This window comes from Mycobacteroides sp. H001, from assembly GCF_001440005.1.
In the GTDB taxonomy this organism is placed as follows: Bacteria; Actinomycetota; Actinomycetes; order Mycobacteriales; family Mycobacteriaceae; genus Mycobacterium; species Mycobacterium gwanakae.
In genome coordinates this window covers 171679-187946 of sequence record NZ_LJYH01000033.1, presented here as the reverse complement: position 1 = coordinate 187946, position 16268 = coordinate 171679, and the positions used below count along the sequence as shown (strand labels likewise).

The 16268-nt window shown below is 64.9% G+C and carries 16 protein-coding genes; 6 read left to right on the top strand and 10 right to left on the bottom strand.

Annotated elements, in window-relative coordinates; all coding sequences use genetic code 11:
- Positions 1 to 58 precede the first annotated feature (58 nt).
- Positions 59 to 2350, top strand: a complete 2292-nt coding sequence (locus AOT83_RS16110; RefSeq protein WP_057966105.1) for a molybdopterin-dependent oxidoreductase — start codon at positions 59 to 61, stop codon at positions 2348 to 2350.
- A gap of 5 nt (positions 2351 to 2355) precedes the next feature.
- Here AOT83_RS16110 and hflX read toward each other — a convergent pair whose 3' ends face one another.
- From hflX to AOT83_RS16085, 5 genes are all read right to left on the bottom strand, one after another.
- On the bottom strand, positions 2356 to 3756 hold the full coding sequence (hflX, locus tag AOT83_RS16105) for a GTPase HflX (RefSeq protein WP_030093820.1): 1401 nt from the start codon (positions 3754 to 3756) through the stop codon (positions 2356 to 2358).
- 79 nt (positions 3757 to 3835) lie between these two features.
- Positions 3836 to 4732, bottom strand: a complete 897-nt coding sequence (gene dapF, locus AOT83_RS16100) for a diaminopimelate epimerase (RefSeq protein WP_057966106.1) — start codon at positions 4730 to 4732, stop codon at positions 3836 to 3838.
- Entirely contained in the window at positions 4729 to 5658 is a 930-nt protein-coding gene (miaA, locus tag AOT83_RS16095) for a tRNA (adenosine(37)-N6)-dimethylallyltransferase MiaA (RefSeq protein WP_057966107.1), read from the bottom strand. Before miaA ends, dapF begins: the two co-directional genes overlap by 4 nt.
- Positions 5658 to 6323: a hypothetical protein gene (locus AOT83_RS16090; protein ID WP_057966108.1), complete on the bottom strand. Its 666-nt coding sequence runs from the start codon at positions 6321 to 6323 to the stop codon at positions 5658 to 5660. The genes miaA and AOT83_RS16090 overlap by 1 nt, the downstream gene beginning before the upstream one ends.
- Positions 6324 to 6327: 4 nt before the next feature.
- Positions 6328 to 7236: a DMT family transporter gene (locus AOT83_RS16085; RefSeq protein ID WP_057966109.1), complete on the bottom strand. Its 909-nt coding sequence runs from the start codon at positions 7234 to 7236 to the stop codon at positions 6328 to 6330.
- 124 nt (positions 7237 to 7360) lie between these two features.
- Here AOT83_RS16085 and AOT83_RS16080 point away from each other — a divergent pair, with 124 nt between their 5' ends.
- The gene (locus AOT83_RS16080) at positions 7361 to 8707 is read left to right on the top strand and encodes a DUF349 domain-containing protein (protein ID WP_075908654.1); all 1347 of its coding nucleotides are present in this window, start codon (positions 7361 to 7363) and stop codon (positions 8705 to 8707) included.
- Here AOT83_RS16080 and AOT83_RS16075 read toward each other — a convergent pair whose 3' ends face one another.
- From AOT83_RS16075 to AOT83_RS16065, 3 genes are all read right to left on the bottom strand, one after another.
- Positions 8708 to 9301, bottom strand: a complete 594-nt coding sequence (locus AOT83_RS16075; RefSeq protein WP_057966111.1) for a hypothetical protein — start codon at positions 9299 to 9301, stop codon at positions 8708 to 8710.
- Entirely contained in the window at positions 9298 to 10824 is a 1527-nt protein-coding gene (miaB, locus tag AOT83_RS16070) for a tRNA (N6-isopentenyl adenosine(37)-C2)-methylthiotransferase MiaB (RefSeq protein ID WP_057966191.1), read from the bottom strand. Before miaB ends, AOT83_RS16075 begins: the two co-directional genes overlap by 4 nt.
- 70 nt (positions 10825 to 10894) lie before the next feature.
- Positions 10895 to 11365: a hypothetical protein gene (locus AOT83_RS16065; protein ID WP_044103967.1), complete on the bottom strand. Its 471-nt coding sequence runs from the start codon at positions 11363 to 11365 to the stop codon at positions 10895 to 10897.
- Between the two features lie 182 nt (positions 11366 to 11547).
- On the opposite strand from AOT83_RS16065, the gene gluA reads away from it, so the two are divergent.
- From gluA to AOT83_RS16045, 4 genes are read left to right on the top strand one after another with little or no spacing between them, the layout of a single operon-like run.
- Positions 11548 to 12276, top strand: a complete 729-nt coding sequence (gene gluA, locus AOT83_RS16060; RefSeq protein ID WP_030093828.1) for a glutamate ABC transporter ATP-binding protein GluA — start codon at positions 11548 to 11550, stop codon at positions 12274 to 12276.
- A complete protein-coding gene (locus tag AOT83_RS16055; RefSeq protein ID WP_030093829.1) occupies positions 12276 to 13295 on the top strand; it encodes a glutamate ABC transporter substrate-binding protein in 1020 nt (339 codons plus the stop codon). Before gluA ends, AOT83_RS16055 begins: the two co-directional genes overlap by 1 nt.
- Positions 13292 to 13975: an amino acid ABC transporter permease gene (locus AOT83_RS16050; protein ID WP_057966112.1), complete on the top strand. Its 684-nt coding sequence runs from the start codon at positions 13292 to 13294 to the stop codon at positions 13973 to 13975. Before AOT83_RS16055 ends, AOT83_RS16050 begins: the two co-directional genes overlap by 4 nt.
- On the top strand, positions 13972 to 14913 hold the full coding sequence (locus tag AOT83_RS16045) for an amino acid ABC transporter permease (RefSeq protein ID WP_078313547.1): 942 nt from the start codon (positions 13972 to 13974) through the stop codon (positions 14911 to 14913). The genes AOT83_RS16050 and AOT83_RS16045 overlap by 4 nt, the downstream gene beginning before the upstream one ends.
- On the opposite strand, the gene AOT83_RS16040 is transcribed toward AOT83_RS16045, so the two are convergent.
- Together AOT83_RS16040 and AOT83_RS16035 are read right to left on the bottom strand one after the other, a co-directional pair.
- Positions 14914 to 15366 (bottom strand): nuclear transport factor 2 family protein, encoded by a 453-nt coding sequence (locus AOT83_RS16040; protein WP_030093832.1) that lies wholly within the window; start codon positions 15364 to 15366, stop codon positions 14914 to 14916. It abuts the gene before it with no gap.
- Positions 15367 to 15379: 13 nt separating this feature from the next.
- Entirely contained in the window at positions 15380 to 16267 is an 888-nt protein-coding gene (locus AOT83_RS16035) for a pyridoxamine 5'-phosphate oxidase family protein (protein WP_057966113.1), read from the bottom strand.
- Position 16268: the final 1 nt, after the last annotated feature.

Below are 16268 nucleotides of genomic sequence, written 5' to 3'. Positions count from 1 at the left end.
TGGTCGGTTGGTACTCGCCTACCCGGTTTCGACGGACAGAAAGCCTAGGCTGATTGAGGTGACCAGGCTGGCGCTTTCACATACCCACTGGGGTGCATTCACGCCCGAGGTCCACGACGGCGAAGTGATCGGTGTCACGCCCATCCCGACGGATCTGGACCCTTCCCCGCTGCTGCAGAACATTCCCGGTTCGATCCGCCACCAGGCCCGGGTTACCGCACCGTCTGTGCGGCGCGGCTGGCTGCGGGACGGGCCCGGCCCCAGTACTGCCCGCGGCTCGGACGAGTACGTGGAGGTGTCCTGGGATGAGCTCACCGAACTACTGGCCGATGAACTGCGACGCGTCGTCGATATCCACGGCAACCAAGCCATCTACGGCGGCTCGTACGGCTGGGCCAGCGCGGGACGATTCCATCACGCTCAGAGTCAGGTGCACCGGTTCCTGAAACTGCTCGGCGGGTACACCTTTTCGCGCCATTCGTACAGCCTGGGTGCCACCGGCGTCATCATGCCGCACGTGGTCGGCACCCACGATGGGCTCTTCAAGAGGTCGACGTCATGGGATGTCATCGTCGAGAACACCGATCTGTTGGTGTCATTCGGCGGAATCGCCTTGAAGAACACCGGTGTCAACCATGGCGGCACCACCGCACATCCGGCACGTGCCGCCCTCGACAAGTTCCGCGCCCGCGGTGGCCGCATCGTCTCGTTCAGTCCGTTGCGCGATGACATCGACGGCGAATGCGAATGGCATGCGCCCGTTCCCGGCACCGATGTCGCAGTCATGCTCGCGCTAGCCCACGTGCTGGCCGTGGAAGGGCTCGCAGACCTGACGTTCCTGAGCACTTATTGCACCGGCTACGAGCGGTTCAAACGCTATCTGCTGGGCCTCGACGACGGTGTGCCCAAGAGCCCGGAATGGGCCGCGAGCATCAGCGATCTGAAGGCCGACGAGCTGCGTGCATTGGCGCGGCGCATGGCCGCCGGACGCACCCTGGTCACGGTCAGCTGGTCGCTCCAGCGAGTACGCCACGGCGAGCAGGCGCCCTGGATGGGGCTCACCCTGGCGGCAATGCTCGGTCAGATCGGTGTTCCCGGAGGTGGTTTCGGCCACGGTTATGGCTCGATGAACGAGGCAGGACTCGCCCCGATCAGCTGCCCACTGCCCACCTTCCCGCAGGGGCCAAACCCGGTGACGACATTCATTCCGGTGGCAGCCATCAGCGAGCTGCTGCTGCGGCCCGGTGAGACGCTGGCCTACAACGGTCAAACACTCACGCTGCCAGACATCAAATGCGTCTACTGGGCAGGCGGCAACCCGTTCCACCACCATCAGAACCTGCCGCGTCTGCGCCGCGGCCTGGCGCGCGTCGACACCGTCGTGGTGCACGATCCGGTGTGGACGGCAATGGCCAAGCACGCCGATATCGTGGTGCCGTCCACCACCAGCCTGGAACGCGACGACTTCTCCGGGAGCCGCAATGACCCACTGCTGGTGGCCATGAAAGCCGCAGCGCCGCCGTACGCCAATTCTCGCGACGACTACACGACGTTCTCGGCTCTGGCCGACAGGCTCGGATTCGGCGGACAATTCACCGAGGGACGCACCGCCGCACAGTGGCTTCGCCACCTGTACACCGAATGGGCCGGGGCCCGGGACTTCCCGGTGCCGTCCTTCGACGAGTTCTGGGAGCGGGGCTACCTGCAGCTGCCCACCGATCCGGGCCTGACTCTGCTGTCGGATTTCCGGGAGAACCCCGATACGCACCCGCTGCACACCCCGAGCGGGCGCATAGAGATCTTCTCGGAAACCATCGACGGATTCGGATACGCCGACTGCGGCGGCCACCCACAGTGGTATGAGCCCACCGAATGGCTGAACGGAGAACGCGCCCAAAGCTTCCCGCTACACCTCATCGCCAACCAGCCCCGCACGCGGCTGCACAGCCAGCTCGATTTCGGTGGCACCAGCCAACGCTCGAAGGTTCGGGGACGCGAACCCATCCGCATGCATCCGGCCGACGCCACCGAACGCGGTATCGCCGATGGTGACGTGGTGCGGGTGTTCAACGACCGGGGCACCTGCCTGGCGGGCGCTGTTCTCGACGAGGGCCTGCGGCGCCACGTGGTGCAGCTGTCCACCGGGGCATGGTTCGATCCGATCGATCCGGCCGACACCGATTCGCCCTGCGCACACGGGAACCCGAACGTACTCACCGACGACGCAGGCACCTCGTCGCTGGCTCAGGGCTGCACCGGTCAGCACGTGCTCGTGCAGATCGAACGGTTCGAGGGCACACCGCCGCCCGTGCGCGCGTACATCCCGCCACGTCTTGTCGAGCGCGACTAGAGCCGCTACTTCAGTTCCAGCAGGCTGGCGGCCAGCGCCTGCGGCACTCTGGCGATCACCCGTGTGCCGGCCGCGAGGTGCTCGGTGGATTGCACATGCCCGTCGGTATGGATCCGGGCCACCAGATCACCACGCTCATAAGGGACCACCACGTCGACAGGCACATCGCCACGGGGCACCGTCTCGGCGAGCGCCTCGCGCAGCTTGGCAATGCCGTCGCCGGTGTGCGCCGACACGAACAGCGCTTTGGGCAGCGCACGACGCAACTGCGCCAGGGCAAGATCACTGGCCGCGTCGATCTTGTTGATCACCAACAGCTCCGGTGCCGCCGACGAATCGTGATCCGCGACGACGTCGCTGATGACCGCACGCACCGCTTCGATCTGGGCCAGCGGCGCCACGTCCGAGCCGTCCACCACATGGACCAGCAGGTCGGCGTCGGCCACCTCCTCCAGAGTGGACCGGAAGGCCTCGACCAACTGGGTGGGCAGGTGCCGTACGAAACCGACGGTGTCCGTGATGACGAATTCGCGTCCGTCATCGAACGTTCCGCGGCGGGTTGTCGGTTCGAGTGTTGCGAACAGTGCGTCCTGGACCAGCACCCCGGCCCCCGTGATCGCATTCAGCAGGCTCGACTTACCGGCATTGGTGTAACCGACGATGGCGATCGAGGGCACATCGCTTTCGAGCCGACGGCTGCGCTTGGTGTCACGCACCTTCTTCATGTCGCGGATCTCGCGACGCAGCTTGGACATGCGTTCGCGGATTCGGCGCCGATCGGTCTCGATCTTCGTCTCACCGGGGCCGCGGGTACCCACGCCGCCACCGGCGCCTCCGGCGCGACCACCGGCCTGACGAGACATGGATTCACCCCAGCCGCGCAGTCGCGGCAGCATGTATTCCATCTGTGCCAAAGACACCTGGGCCTTGCCTTCGCGGCTGGTGGCGTGTTGGGCGAAGATATCCAGAATCAGCGCGGTGCGATCGATGACCTTGACCTTCACCGCTTTCTCCAGGGCCACCAGCTGCGCCGGGCTGAGCTCGCCGTCGCAGATCACGGTGTCGGCACCGGTGGCCAGTACGATCTCCCGCAGCTCTATCGCCTTGCCAGAGCCGATATACGTTGCCGGATCAGGCTTTTGGCGACGTTGAATCAGACCTTCGAGTACCTCGGATCCTGCAGTTTCGGCCAGCGCGGCGAGTTCGGCCATGCTGGCGTCGGCCTCCTGCGAGGTCCCGTCGGTCCAGACACCCACCAGCACAACCCGTTCCAGGCGCAGCTGCCGGTACTCGACCTCGGTGACGTCGGCAAGTTCGGTGGAGAGCCCCGCCACACGTTTGAGTGCCGCGCGGTCTTCGAGGGCGAGTTCGCCATCGGTGGGTGTCTGATAGGTCGTCGAATTCATGTCTCTGCTGTCTGCTCTTCGCGCGAGTCGCTCGTCGCGCACCGATGCTCCCACCGGTGGCTCATCGATCGCATCCGAATTATCCGCAGGAGCCAATGCCGCCCCACCATTCGTCGGAAATCTCACCGTCGGCCAACAGCATCGAAGGCCCACGCAGAAAACTGGACTCGGCGGTGACTGTCACCCGGACCTGTCCGCCCGGGATGTTGACGACGATCTCGCCGGTCGACTGCCCGAGGTGGCGCAGCGCCGCGTAGGCGGCCGCCACGGTTCCCGTTCCGCAGGAACGTGTCTCACCGACCCCGCGCTCGTGGACCCGCATGTGCACCGCACCGACGGCAGCGTCCGTGCCGTTCACGGGGGCGGTGAGCACCTCGATGTTCACACCGTCGGGAAACAGGACCTCATCAAAGCTGACCTGGGCACCCACGTCGAGTATGCGGAGATCCTCAACGGTCAGATCCGGGTCCACACACGCCAGATGCGGATTGCCCACGTCGATGGCGAGGCCGGAGAACCGCCGACCGCCAACACTTGCCTCGCCGGCGCCGAATTCCTTCACCGGCCCCATATCGACGGTCACATCGGCCGTGAGCTGGCTCCACGAGTTGATACGCACCGGCCGGGGCCCGGCCAGGGATGCGACCACGAACTCGTCCCGGTGTTCCAGCCCCACCGAACGCAGGTAGTGCGCGAACACCCGCACACCGTTACCGCACATCTCCGCGATGGAACCGTCCGCATTGCGGTAGTCCATGAACCAGTCTTCGCTGCTCACTCCGGCAGGCTTCTCCTCCAGCACCCCACCCTCGAGGGCAGCGCCCACGGTGGTCACGCGCAGCACGCCATCAGCCCCAAGGCCGCGTTGCCGATCGCATAACGCCTGAACGGCGGGCACCGTCAGATCCCGCTTGGTGTGGATGTCGGGCAACACCACGAAGTCGTTCTGGGTACCGTGGCCCTTGGTGAACTTCACGTATTCGAGGATAGGCGCCACCGCGACTCAATTTCGCCGCAGAGTGCTCCTGCATCGTCGCCGTCGCCCGCGAGCCACGTGATGCGGTGATCGCGACCGAACCACGATCGCTGACGGCGCACATAACGCCGGGTACCGATGAATGTCAGTTCCCGCGCCTGCGACAGATCATCGGAGCCTCCCCCGGCGTCCAAAGCCGCGATCACCTGGGCATATCCGATGGCCCGTGACGCGGTCACGCCCTCGCGCAATCCGGCGTCCAGCAGCTGCTCGACCTCCGCGACAAACCCCTGCTCGAACATCAGGTCGGTGCGCCGCGCGATCCGCTCATCGAGTTTCGAGGTCTCCCAGTCCAATCCGACGATCAGGGTGTCCCAGCGCGGGGCCCCGATGGTGGGTGCCGACGCCGCGAACGGCCGCCCGGTGAGCTCGATCACCTCCAGTGCCCGCACCGTGCGGCGCCCGTCGGTGGGCAAGATGATGGCTGCCGCCGCCGGGTCGCGCACGGCGAGTTCGGCGTGCAACGCGGCGACTCCGATCTCCGCCAGCCGCTGCTCCCAGCGGGCCCGCACCTGAGCATCGGTGGCCGGAAACGCCCAATCATCAAGCAACGCTTGGATGTACATCATCGACCCGCCGACGATCACGGGCACCTGCCCGCTCGCCAACAAAGTGTCGATGGCCGCGACGGCCTGCTGCTGATAGGTCGCGACGGTGGCGGTCTCGGTCACCTCGAGCACATCGAGCATGTGATGGGGAATGCCCCGGCGGTCGGCCGTAGGCACCTTGGCCGTACCGATGTCCATGCCGCGGTACAGCTGCATCGCGTCGGCGTTGACGATCTCGCCACCCAGTCGCTCGGCGATATCCAATGCGAGTGCCGACTTGCCTGTAGCCGTGGGGCCGATGACCGCGATGGGCCGCATCACGACACCTGCCAGGTGCCCGCGAAGTACCCGACCCCGTACGGGGAGCCCTGGTAGAGACACTGAGCTTGGACCCGATCGGACCCCGCCAATCCGCCAAGCACCTGGTAGACGGAGCCCCCGGTGATGACATCCGATACGCGCTGCAACGCGGCCGCGTCCCCCTGGGTGAGCGCATCGACAAGGTCCTGCTGCGCGGCGCCGGACTCGGGCCGGTATCCCCCGGGCGCCTTGTCGGTGAGGGTGTTGGCGCCGTCGGCGATGACGAGCACACCCGGAGGCGTCGGCATCGCGTGGATCTCGTCGCGCAATGCCCGCCCGATGGCGGCGCCATCCGTGCCCGAGACCAGCCGCGCCTCCACCGCGGCGGCTGGCACCTGCGCCCGCAGCCATCCGGCGATGAGCACCGGCAGTGGGAGTTGGGTGGGTCCGGAGAGCGTCGAAGACAGCGAAACACGCACGTCAACCCCGTATCCGGCGAATGTGCCCGATACTTCGCTGCCATACCGTCCGTCCCCTGCCCCAATGGCTATCCACTGTGTGGGCAGACTTCGCACCGCGATGATGGCGGCCTCGCGCAGCTCGGCGGTTTCCTGGGCAGCCTCTCCGCCCAGCTCGGGCACCAGCAGCGGGGTCGACGGGCAGATCGCTATCGAAAGAGCCACGGCGTTAGGAAACCTTCGGGGTCGTCGGTGGCGTATTTCCGGTCGTTTCACTGACCCGCGCCTGCAGGACCGCCTCGGTGCGCGCCAGTGCCGCCGTCGCAGCAACCATGATCACCACTGCGAACACGAGCATCATGGCGCCAAAGGTATTGGTGCGAAACGATTCACCTAGTACCAAGATGCCCAGCAACGAAGCGACCACGGGCTCGGTCACCGTCATCGTGGGTAGCGAGGCCACCAAGGTCCCGGCGTGGAAGGCGGACTGCTGGAGCGCCACCCCGGTAATACCGACCGCCGCCAGCGCGTAGCTTTCCGGGTTGATCAACAGGCTGACGATGCCGTGGCCAAGCGAATCGACAACACCTTTGGTGAGAACGGCCATCAGCCCCCACATGATCCCCGACGCCACCGCCAGCAGCACCGCCCGGCGCGGCCCAGGCCACCGCCGGGCGCCCTCCAGACACAGCAGTGTGACGGGTCCGATGACGGCGGCAACCTGCATCCACAACTGCGGTGTGGCATGTGGCATGCCGGCCACCGGGTTGCCCACCGACACCACCACGGAGATGGCGCCGGCAAGCAGAATCGCGGCTCCCCACTGGTATCCGGTGACCCTGCGTTTGGCCCACCGCGACTCGATGACCAGCGCGAACAGCAACGAGGAAACCATGATCGTCTGCACCAGCACAACCGAGCCCACACCGAGCGCGGCAGCCTGCAGCCCGAAGCCCACCAGGCTGATCAGCGTGCCCAGCCACCAGGGCCAATGCCGCAATAACGTGGTGATGGGACCCAATGCGCCGATATCATCGGCGGGCACGGCGTGGGCAGTGCGCTGGTGGATGACATCGCCGAACGCGACAGCCGCGGCGGCTCCGACGGCGAGTGCCGACGCGATATCCGCCTGGGACATCGCGGCCTCCTTGCGGAATCATCTGGCATATGTTCGCCCGTGCGGCGATGACACCTGTTTGAATGAACGGTGTAGTGAGCTTAGGGCGCCGTGTTGCGCGGCAACAATTGTAGGAAGAGGTTTCATGTCCGATCAGACCCAGCCGGAACTCTCAACACAGCAAGAGAGCGTTGCCCCCGTCCCCCGGCCGGGGCCGAAACCTCATCCGATGCCGCGGCGTCCCGCGGCATCGGCGCCCGCCCCTGCCGCCCACCACGGTGACCCGCACAAGTTCGGCCGCGTAGATGACGACGGCACCGTCTGGCTGATCACCTCCACCGGCGAGCGTCAGATCGGGTCGTGGCAGGCCGGGGATGCCGACGCGGCGTACTCGCATTTCGGCCGGCGATTCGAAGACCTGGAGACGGAGATCCAGCTGCTGGAACTGCGGCTCGGCTCAGGTTCCGGCGATGCACGCAAGATCAAGACCGCTGCCGAGCACTTGGCGCAGACCCTGCCCACCGCCGCTGTCCTCGGCGATGTGGACTCGCTCTCGGCACGGCTGTCGGCGCTCGTGGAGTCCGCAGATACCCAAGCGGCAGCAGCACGCGCACAGCGCGATGAGGCGCGTTCAGCGAGCATCTCCCGCAAGGAGGAGCTTGCCGCCGAAGCCGAGGAACTGGCGACCAACTCCACCCAGTGGAAGGCTGCCGGCGACCGGATCCGCGCCATTCTCGACGAGTGGAAATCCATCCACGGCGTCGACCGCAAGACCGACGACGCCCTGTGGAAGCGGTACTCGACGGCACGCGAGACGTTCAACCGAAGGCGCGGCGCACACTTCGCCGAGCTCGATCGCGAACGCGCCGGGGCACGGGAGAAGAAGGAAGACCTGTGCAAGCAGGCCGAGGCACTCTCGGATTCCACCGACTGGGGTGCCACCGCGGCCGCGTTCCGGAACCTGCTGAATGACTGGAAGGCCGCCGGGCGGGCTCCCCGGGAGACCGACGACAACCTGTGGCACCGTTTCAAGGCTGCTCAGGACAAGTTCTTCTCGGCACGCAATGCCGAGTCCGCCTCCCGCGATGCCGAATTCGTGGCCAATGCCGACGCCAAGCGCGCGTTGCTGGTCGAGGCCGAGAAGATCGATCCGGAGACCGATGTGGATGCTGCTCGGGCGGCGCTGCGGGCCATCGGTGACAAATGGGATGCCATCGGAAAGGTGCCGCGCGAGCAGCAGACCGATCTGGAACGGCGGCTGCGCGCGGTGGAGAAGAAGGTGCGCGAAGCCGGCGAGTCCGGCTGGGGCGACCCGGAGGCAGAAGCCCGTGCCGAGCAGTTCCGTGATCGCGCACGCCAGTTCGAGGAGCAGGCCGCCAAGGCGGAGGCTGCGGGCAAAGCCAAGGATGCCGAGAAGGCCCGTGCCAGCGCCAAACAGTGGCAGGAATGGGCCGATGCGGCGGTGGCCGCGGTCAAGAGCCGCTCGCGCTAGTTACTGCGCGCCCTCGCCGTCCTCGAAAGCGTCATCGAGGAACGTGCGCTGATCGCGTTTAGCGGCCTCGCGGCGCTGCTGCTCGGCCGCCAGCTGCACGGCGGTACGCGACCACACCACACGCGCCCAGTGGAAGGTCAACAGGATGACGGCGATCCAGGCGACCACCAAACCGATGCCCGGCCCAGGATGTCCGGCTCCGGCGGTCTGACGGGTCCAAATCGCAAGCATGCCAATCACACTGGCGACAAACGAGCCTGCCAGTGCGATCCAGGACAGCACCCAGCGGCGTGTCAGTAGTGCCAGCATGGAAAACCCGACACCGAAGACCATGGCAAGCCAGACGAAGATCCTGGACGGCACCCGCACCGATTCCTGGTCGGCGATCGCGCCGTTGACCAGGACGTCGAACCCTCTGGCGTGTCCGGTATGCGGGAGTACGAAGGTCAGCAGCAAGGCAAAGACCAGGACGGCCACCACCATGGCGCGGGCGCCCGGATCAATCTCACCGGCGACCTTCTTCTCGGCCGCATCGATGTCCCTGCGGAACTCCTCGAATTCGGCGTCGTCTTTTCCGGATTCCGCGTCACTCATAGCCCGCACCCTGCAACCTCAATCTGCTCTGCCGCCTTCGGGACTCCGATGGCCGGCATGCCCAAGCCAATTCCCGATGTGGACGGCTTCTTGCCGGTTTCGTGTGCATTACCCGCCTGGGTGCGCCGATGACTGAGCACTCCCCCGTCGGCGATCAGGTGATGCGGTGCCGCGCCGGTCACGTCGACGGTGATGACGTCTCCGGGACGCAGCTCCCCATCGATGTGCCCCTGCGGCCGGAAGTGCACCAGCCGGCCGTCGCGGGCGCGCCCGCTCATCCGCGCGGTCTCACCGTCCTTGCGCCCTTCCCCGGTGGCGATCAGCACCTCGATCTGTCGACCGATCTGCTTTTGATTCTCTTCCAGCGTGATGGACTCCTGCAACAGGATGAGCCGGTCATAGCGTTCCTGCACAACGGCTTTCGGGAGCTGGTCGGGAAGATCTGCAGCAGGGGTGCCGGGCCTGATCGAGTACTGGAACGTGAACGCGCTAGAAAAACGTGCCCGCCGCACGACCTCAAGTGTCTGCTCGAAGTCTTCTTCGGTCTCCCCGGGGAAGCCGACGATGATGTCGGTGGTGATCGCGGCGTCCGGCATGACCGCACGCACCTTGTCGATGATCGACAGGAAGCGCTCGGATCGGTATGAACGGCGCATGGCCTTCAGGACGCGGTCTGAACCGGACTGCAGCGGCATATGCAGCTGCGGACACACATTGGGTGTCTGCGACATGGCTTCGATGACATCGTCGGTGAATTCAGCCGGATGTGGTGAGGTGAAACGCACCCGTTCCAGCCCCTCGATGCGGCCACAGGCACGCAGCAGGTCGGCGAAAGCGCCACGATCACGGGCGATGTCGGGATCGGCGAAGTTGATGCCGTAGGCGTTGACGTTCTGCCCGAGCAGCGTCACTTCCAGCACACCCTGGTCCACCAGAGCCTGCACCTCGGCGAGGATGTCACCGGGACGACGATCGATCTCCTTGCCGCGCAACGAGGGCACGATGCAGAAGGTGCAGGTGTTGTTGCAGCCCACCGAGATCGACACCCAGGCCGCATAGGCCGATTCGCGTGTCGCGGGCAGCGCGGACGGAAAGTGCTCAAGGGCCTCGACGATCTCAACCTGGGCCTCGTTGTTGTGGCGCGCGCGTTCCAGCAGCGTGGGCAACGAACCGATGTTGTGGGTGCCGAAGACGACGTCGACCCACGGCGCCTTCTTGAGCATGCCCTCGCGATCCTTCTGCGCGAGGCAGCCGCCGACAGCGATCTGCATGTTCGGGTTGGCGGCCTTACGGGGCGCCAGGTGGCTGATGTTTCCGTACAGCTTGTTGTCGGCGTTCTCGCGTACCGCGCAGGTGTTGAAGATGACGATGTCGGCGTCGGTGCCGTCGGGGGCCTTGACGTATCCGGCCGCATCCAGGAGGCCCGACACCCGCTCGGAGTCGTGCACATTCATCTGGCAGCCGTAGGTGCGGACCTGGTACGTCCGGACCGCCGATTGATCGGAAGTCACGGTACTGGTCACGGACTTATGGTACGTGCCCGCATTCAGGCCGTTTCTCGCGCCGATGAGCGGCGGTTCCGCCACCGCGGCGTCATCGCACCCCGCGCTCCGGAACATGCCAGCCCTGCCACCAATCGTCGATGCTGCAGACGGCGTTCACACCTATCCACATCCACCAGCCGGCCCATATCCACGACTCCGGGTGCCCGGGCGCGGCGAATGCTTCGAGAACACCGAGCACGACGACCATCACGATCAGCGCGGCGACGACCGCGAAGGAGATATCTCGCCGCGGCCGGGGCCGCTCGAGAATCTCGCTGTCGCGCAGATGCCTCCCCGCATCGACGGTCACCTGCCTCGATGGCGTGACCAAACGCATTAGCGAGCTGGGCAGCAGAAACAATCCGCAGACCAGCCCGAAACTCGCCGCGATCCAGCCCCAGGTTGTTGCCCCGTTGATCACCGCGACCGGAAAAGACCCTATGAACAGAACAGATGCGAGGACTCTTGCGAACGCCTTGATTCGCGGGCCTTCGACGGAAGACCGCCGTCGCGTCCGCATGTCCCCAGTATTGCAGATGTTTGCTGACATCGGTCAGGCGAGGTGCCGGATCGCGGACCGTCCGATTCGCGGACCCCTGCGTTCCACGCTGCAAAAGTGTGGGGAACCCGTATTGTCTGACCATGCCGGTGAGCACCGACACCTCAACGAGCGGGGAAAACGCCCCCGCAACAAGCATCCCGATGATCTCCCTTGAGCATGTCGACAAGCACTTCGGCGACTTGCACGTCCTCAAGGACATCACCCTGGAAATCCCACGCGGTCAGGTCGTTGTCATCCTCGGGCCTTCCGGCTCGGGCAAGTCGACCTTATGTCGCACCATCAATCGTCTCGAACCCATCGACACCGGCACCATCCGAATCGACGGCAAGGCCCTTCCCGAAGAGGGACGCGCGCTGGCCAACCTGCGCGCGGAGGTAGGGATGGTCTTCCAGTCCTTCAACCTCTTCTCACACAAGACAATTCTCGACAACGTGACGCTCGCGCCCATGAAGGTGCGCAAGAAGGACAAGGAATCCGCACGCAAGCACGCCATCGAGCTGCTGGAACGCGTGGGCATCGCCAGTCAGAAGGACAAGTACCCCGCACAGCTGTCCGGCGGGCAGCAGCAACGCGTCGCGATCGCCAGATCGCTGGCCATGGGCCCCAAGGTCATGCTGTTCGATGAGCCCACCTCCGCACTGGACCCCGAGATGGTCAACGAGGTTCTCGATGTCATGGTGTCGCTGGCCAAAGAGGGCATGACCATGCTGGTGGTGACCCATGAAATGGGATTCGCCCGCAAGGCCGCAGACCGCATCATCTTCATGGCCGACGGTGCCATCGTCGAAGACACGGACCCGGAAAGCTTCTTCACCAATCCCAAGTCCGAACGCGCCAAGGACTTCCTCGGAAAGATCCTCGGCCATTGATCGGCCGCTTACGCGAAGAAGCTCAAGCACTGATGCGACGGCACACCGCACTGGTGGCGGCAGTTGCCTTGGTGACCACCCTCGTCAGTTCCTGCGGCAGTACCGAGCCACGTCAGCTGCTTGGATCGATCCGGGGCGGGACCGTCATCCTCGGTACGAAATTCGATCAGCCCGGGGTGGGCTTGCAGCACCCCGACAAAAAGATGAGCGGATTCGACGTCAAGATCTCCGAGTACGTCGTCAACGCCATCGCCGACGAACTTGGTGTCAAGCACCCGGCCATCCGCTGGTATGAGACGCCGTCGGCGCAGCGCGAGCAGCTCATCGACAACGGCACGGTGGACATGATCGCGGGGAGTTACTCGATCAACTACAGCCGCGCGCAGAAGGTGTCGTTCGCAGGCCCCTATCTCATTACCTACCAAGGGCTCCTGGTACGCAAGGCCGATGACTCGCTGACCACATTGGATGACCTCAACCGGGGCAAGAAGCTGTGTTCGGTGTCCGGATCGACGCCCGCACAGAACGTCAAGAATCTGCTGACCGGCACACAGCTGCAGGAGTTCGATTCGTACTCCTCGTGCGTAGAAGCACTGCGGCGGGGCAAGGTCGATGCACTCACCACCGACGAGACCATCCTGGCCGGGTACGCCAAGCGGTACGAGGGTGAATTCAAGCTGATTCAGATGAACTACGAGCTGAGCAAGCCGTTGTGCATCGGGAAACCCAAGAAACAGAAGAAAAACGGTGACCCGTTCTCCAGGGAGGTGTACGGGATCGGTCTGGCCAAGGGCGATACCGCAGCCATCGAGGCCATCGACCGCGCACTCGACAAGATGATCGCCAGCGGAACCTGGGATGCCGATCTGCGGGAAGCTCTCGGCGACAGCACTATCGATGATTGGGAGAAGCGCGCCACCGGCGGCACCTACGCGCTGCGGCCCGATCCCTCACCGGCCGCGGTCGAGAAGATCACCGGTGTGAAGCCCGTCGCCGACAAGGCGTGTGAGGCCGCATGAACGCACTGTGGGCGAACATGGGGCCGCAGCTATGGCCGGCGTTCTGGACGACGCTCAAGCTGACATTCTTTTCTGCGATAGGCGCCCTGGTGTGGGGCACACTGCTGGCCGAATGCCGGGTCTCACCGGTACCGATCATGCGAATCTTCGGCACCTGGTACGTCAACCTGGTCCGCAATACCCCGCTGACCCTGATCATCTTGTTCTGTTCGGTGGGGCTATACCAGAACCTCGGCATCGCGCTGGCGCCCGAGAACTCCAACTTCATCAAGAACAACAACTTCTGGCTGTCTGTTCTCGGCTTCTCTTTGTACACGGCAACTTTCGTATGCGAGACGCTGCGCTCCGGCTTCAACACCGTTCCGTTGGGCCAGGCCGAGGCAGCCCGGTCCCTCGGATTGCCGTTCTGGAAGGTCTTGACGCTCATCGTGTTACCGCAGGCCATGCGGTCGGTCCTGGCCCCCATGGGCAGCGTGCTGATCGCGCTGGTGAAGAACACCTCGATCGCCTCGGCGATCGGGGTGGCCGAGGCGGCCCTGCTGATGCGGTCGGAGATCGAGCTGTTCGCCGATCAGATCGTCTGGATCTTCCTCATCATCGCGGCGGGATACATGGTGATCACGTTGACGATCGGACTGACCTTCGGATACTTCGCGAAGCGATTGGCGGTGAAGCGATGACCGGCAGCGCCACCGTCATGTACGACGCGCCCGGCCCAAAGGCCAGGGCGGTCAATCGGATCATCGCCGTCGTGTTCACCGCGCTGGTGGTCGCCGTCGGCGCGTGGGTGATCTGGACACTTATCGCCAATGAGCAGCTGACCGCCGAAAAGTGGTCGCCCTTCCTGCAGCCCGACACGTGGACGACCTACATCCTGCCCGGCCTGGTGGGCACCATCAGCGCGGCGGCGCTGTCGATCATCTTCGCGCTGGTCCTCGGCGCGGTGCTCGGCATCGGCCGACTCTCCGAGCACCGGACGGTGCGCTGGATTTCCAGCGCCCTCGTCGAGTTCTTCCGGGCGATCCCCGTGCTCATTCTGATGGTGTTCTCGTACTACCTGTACGGGCAGCAGGCAGTGTTCCCGTCCGAATACCTGGCGTTCGCTGCCGTGGTGACGGGACTGTCCCTCTACAACGGCTCGGTCATCGCCGAGATCCTGCGCTCGGGCATTCAATCGCTTCCCAAGGGGCAGTCCGAGGCCGCGGTGGCGCTGGGCATGCGCAAGTCGCAGATGATGCGACTGATCCTGCTCCCCCAATCGATCGCGGCAATGCTGCCCGCATTGATCTCTCAGATGGTCATCGCGCTGAAAGACTCCGCGCTGGGCTATGCCTTCGGTTACATCGAGGTGGTGCGGTCGGGCATCCGGTCGGCGTCGTACTACGGAAACTATCTGCCGGCGCTCGTCGTGGTGGCGATCATCATGATCATCATCAACTTCGCACTCTCGTCGCTGGCCACCAACATCGAGCGGCAGCTGCGTGAAGGCCGAAAGAAGAAGAGTCTCTTAGAGGTTCCGCACGCACAGCCCGAGCCGGGATTGGTCACCAAGGACCTGTTGGAGACCCGCGGCGTGGATCCCGCTCATCAGGATCTACGCCGGGATTACGGGGAGTAACTACCGGATCGGCAGTGGCGACTCGTCACCGGCCGGGCGCGGACCGAAGATGCGGCGTTCCGTCTCGGCGATCGGGGTGTCGTTGATGCTGGCCTCTCGCCGTGACATCAGCCCTTCGGCGGTGAACTCCCATAACTCGTTGCCGTAGCTGCGCCACCACTGCCCGGCCTCGTCGTGCCATTCGTATTGAAAGCGCACCGCCATCCGGTTCTCCCGGAATCCCCACAGCTCCTTGCGCAGCGCGTACCCGTTCTCCCTGGCCCATTTGCGGGTCAGGAAGGCGACGATTTCAGCGTGTCCGGTAATGAACTCGTCGCGGTTTCGCCATACCGAATCTTCGGTGTAGGCGGTGGCGACGATCTCGGGATCACGTGTGTTCCAGGCATTCTCGGCGGCCCTGACTTTCTGGTGGGCAGATTCGATGTCGAACGGCGGCAGCGGTGGACGCATGATGTGTCTTTCTTTGTCAGAGAGGTGGGTTGGCGGGCGAGGGATCGGCTTCACCCCACCGTAAGGGGCTGGCGTTGACGGTCTCGATGACCTCGTCGATGGTGAAGTCGACGGAGCACTGCGCACCGGGGGCGAAGGTGCCCTCATCCCAGTTGAGGCGTGCGGTTCCCGTGAGCTGCAGGGTTGATCCGTTGCGCCAGTTCGGTATCAGCAGACCGCACCGGGGATCGACGTGCAGGTTCCCCAGCGTCATGAACATGGAGTTGCCGAGGTAATCGGGCCACCGCAGCTCCTGTGGTGAGAGCACCCGCAGGAACCCTGAATGGCCCCCACGGTGTGATGCGTCGGCATTGCCTTCCTTATCGGCGGTGCCGATGATGAAGGTATCCGTTGCAGAGATCAGTTGCTGCTGTTCGTCGTTCAGGGCAGTCGCGTGGCGCGGCTCTCCGGGCAGTGCCGAGCCGATCCCAAGTACATCGCGTCGCGCGATGTACTTGGGGCAGTTCGAATACACCTGATCAGTGGTGACGATGAGACCCCGCCCCGACGGCACGGCGGTGCCGTTCACACGCATCCGGCGTCGGCGCTGCGGCTGCAACGCGATCATGCCGATCTTGCGCTCCGATTGCAGTGGCTCGGCCAGCGGGTCGCCGGGGTCCGGCACACCGTCAATCGCGATGGTCTGGGCATCGGTGGCATGCGCGAAACCCGGTGGCCCGACGATCTGGCTCGCCCACATCCGGCCAGCGTCATCGCGTGCCGACACGAAGACCAGGGGCTGAGCGGCCAGAAAGGCCGCCGCAACCTCCGGTATCTGCGCCGAAATGATCCGCCCGACTCGAATAGCGCTGTCGGACTGCCCCATTCGGCGCTGTACGGCAAGCTCGCCGAAGTGGTACGTCATC

Coding starts and splice junctions, on each gene's coding strand:
- AOT83_RS16085 (WP_057966109.1), bottom strand. CDS start 7,236: ATGTCCCAGGCGGATATCGCGTCGGCACTCGCCGTCGGAGCCGCCGCG.
- hflX (WP_030093820.1), bottom strand. CDS start 3,756: ATGAATTCGACGACCTATCAGACACCCACCGATGGCGAACTCGCCCTC.
- AOT83_RS16075 (WP_057966111.1), bottom strand. CDS start 9,301: ATGAGTGACGCGGAATCCGGAAAAGACGACGCCGAATTCGAGGAGTTC.
- AOT83_RS16080 (WP_075908654.1), top strand. CDS start 7,361: ATGTCCGATCAGACCCAGCCGGAACTCTCAACACAGCAAGAGAGCGTT.
- AOT83_RS16045 (WP_078313547.1), top strand. CDS start 13,972: ATGACCGGCAGCGCCACCGTCATGTACGACGCGCCCGGCCCAAAGGCC.
- AOT83_RS16050 (WP_057966112.1), top strand. CDS start 13,292: ATGAACGCACTGTGGGCGAACATGGGGCCGCAGCTATGGCCGGCGTTC.
- AOT83_RS16035 (WP_057966113.1), bottom strand. CDS start 16,267: ATGACGTACCACTTCGGCGAGCTTGCCGTACAGCGCCGAATGGGGCAG.
- AOT83_RS16065 (WP_044103967.1), bottom strand. CDS start 11,365: ATGCGGACGCGACGGCGGTCTTCCGTCGAAGGCCCGCGAATCAAGGCG.
- miaA (WP_057966107.1), bottom strand. CDS start 5,658: ATGCGGCCCATCGCGGTCATCGGCCCCACGGCTACAGGCAAGTCGGCA.
- gluA (WP_030093828.1), top strand. CDS start 11,548: ATGATCTCCCTTGAGCATGTCGACAAGCACTTCGGCGACTTGCACGTC.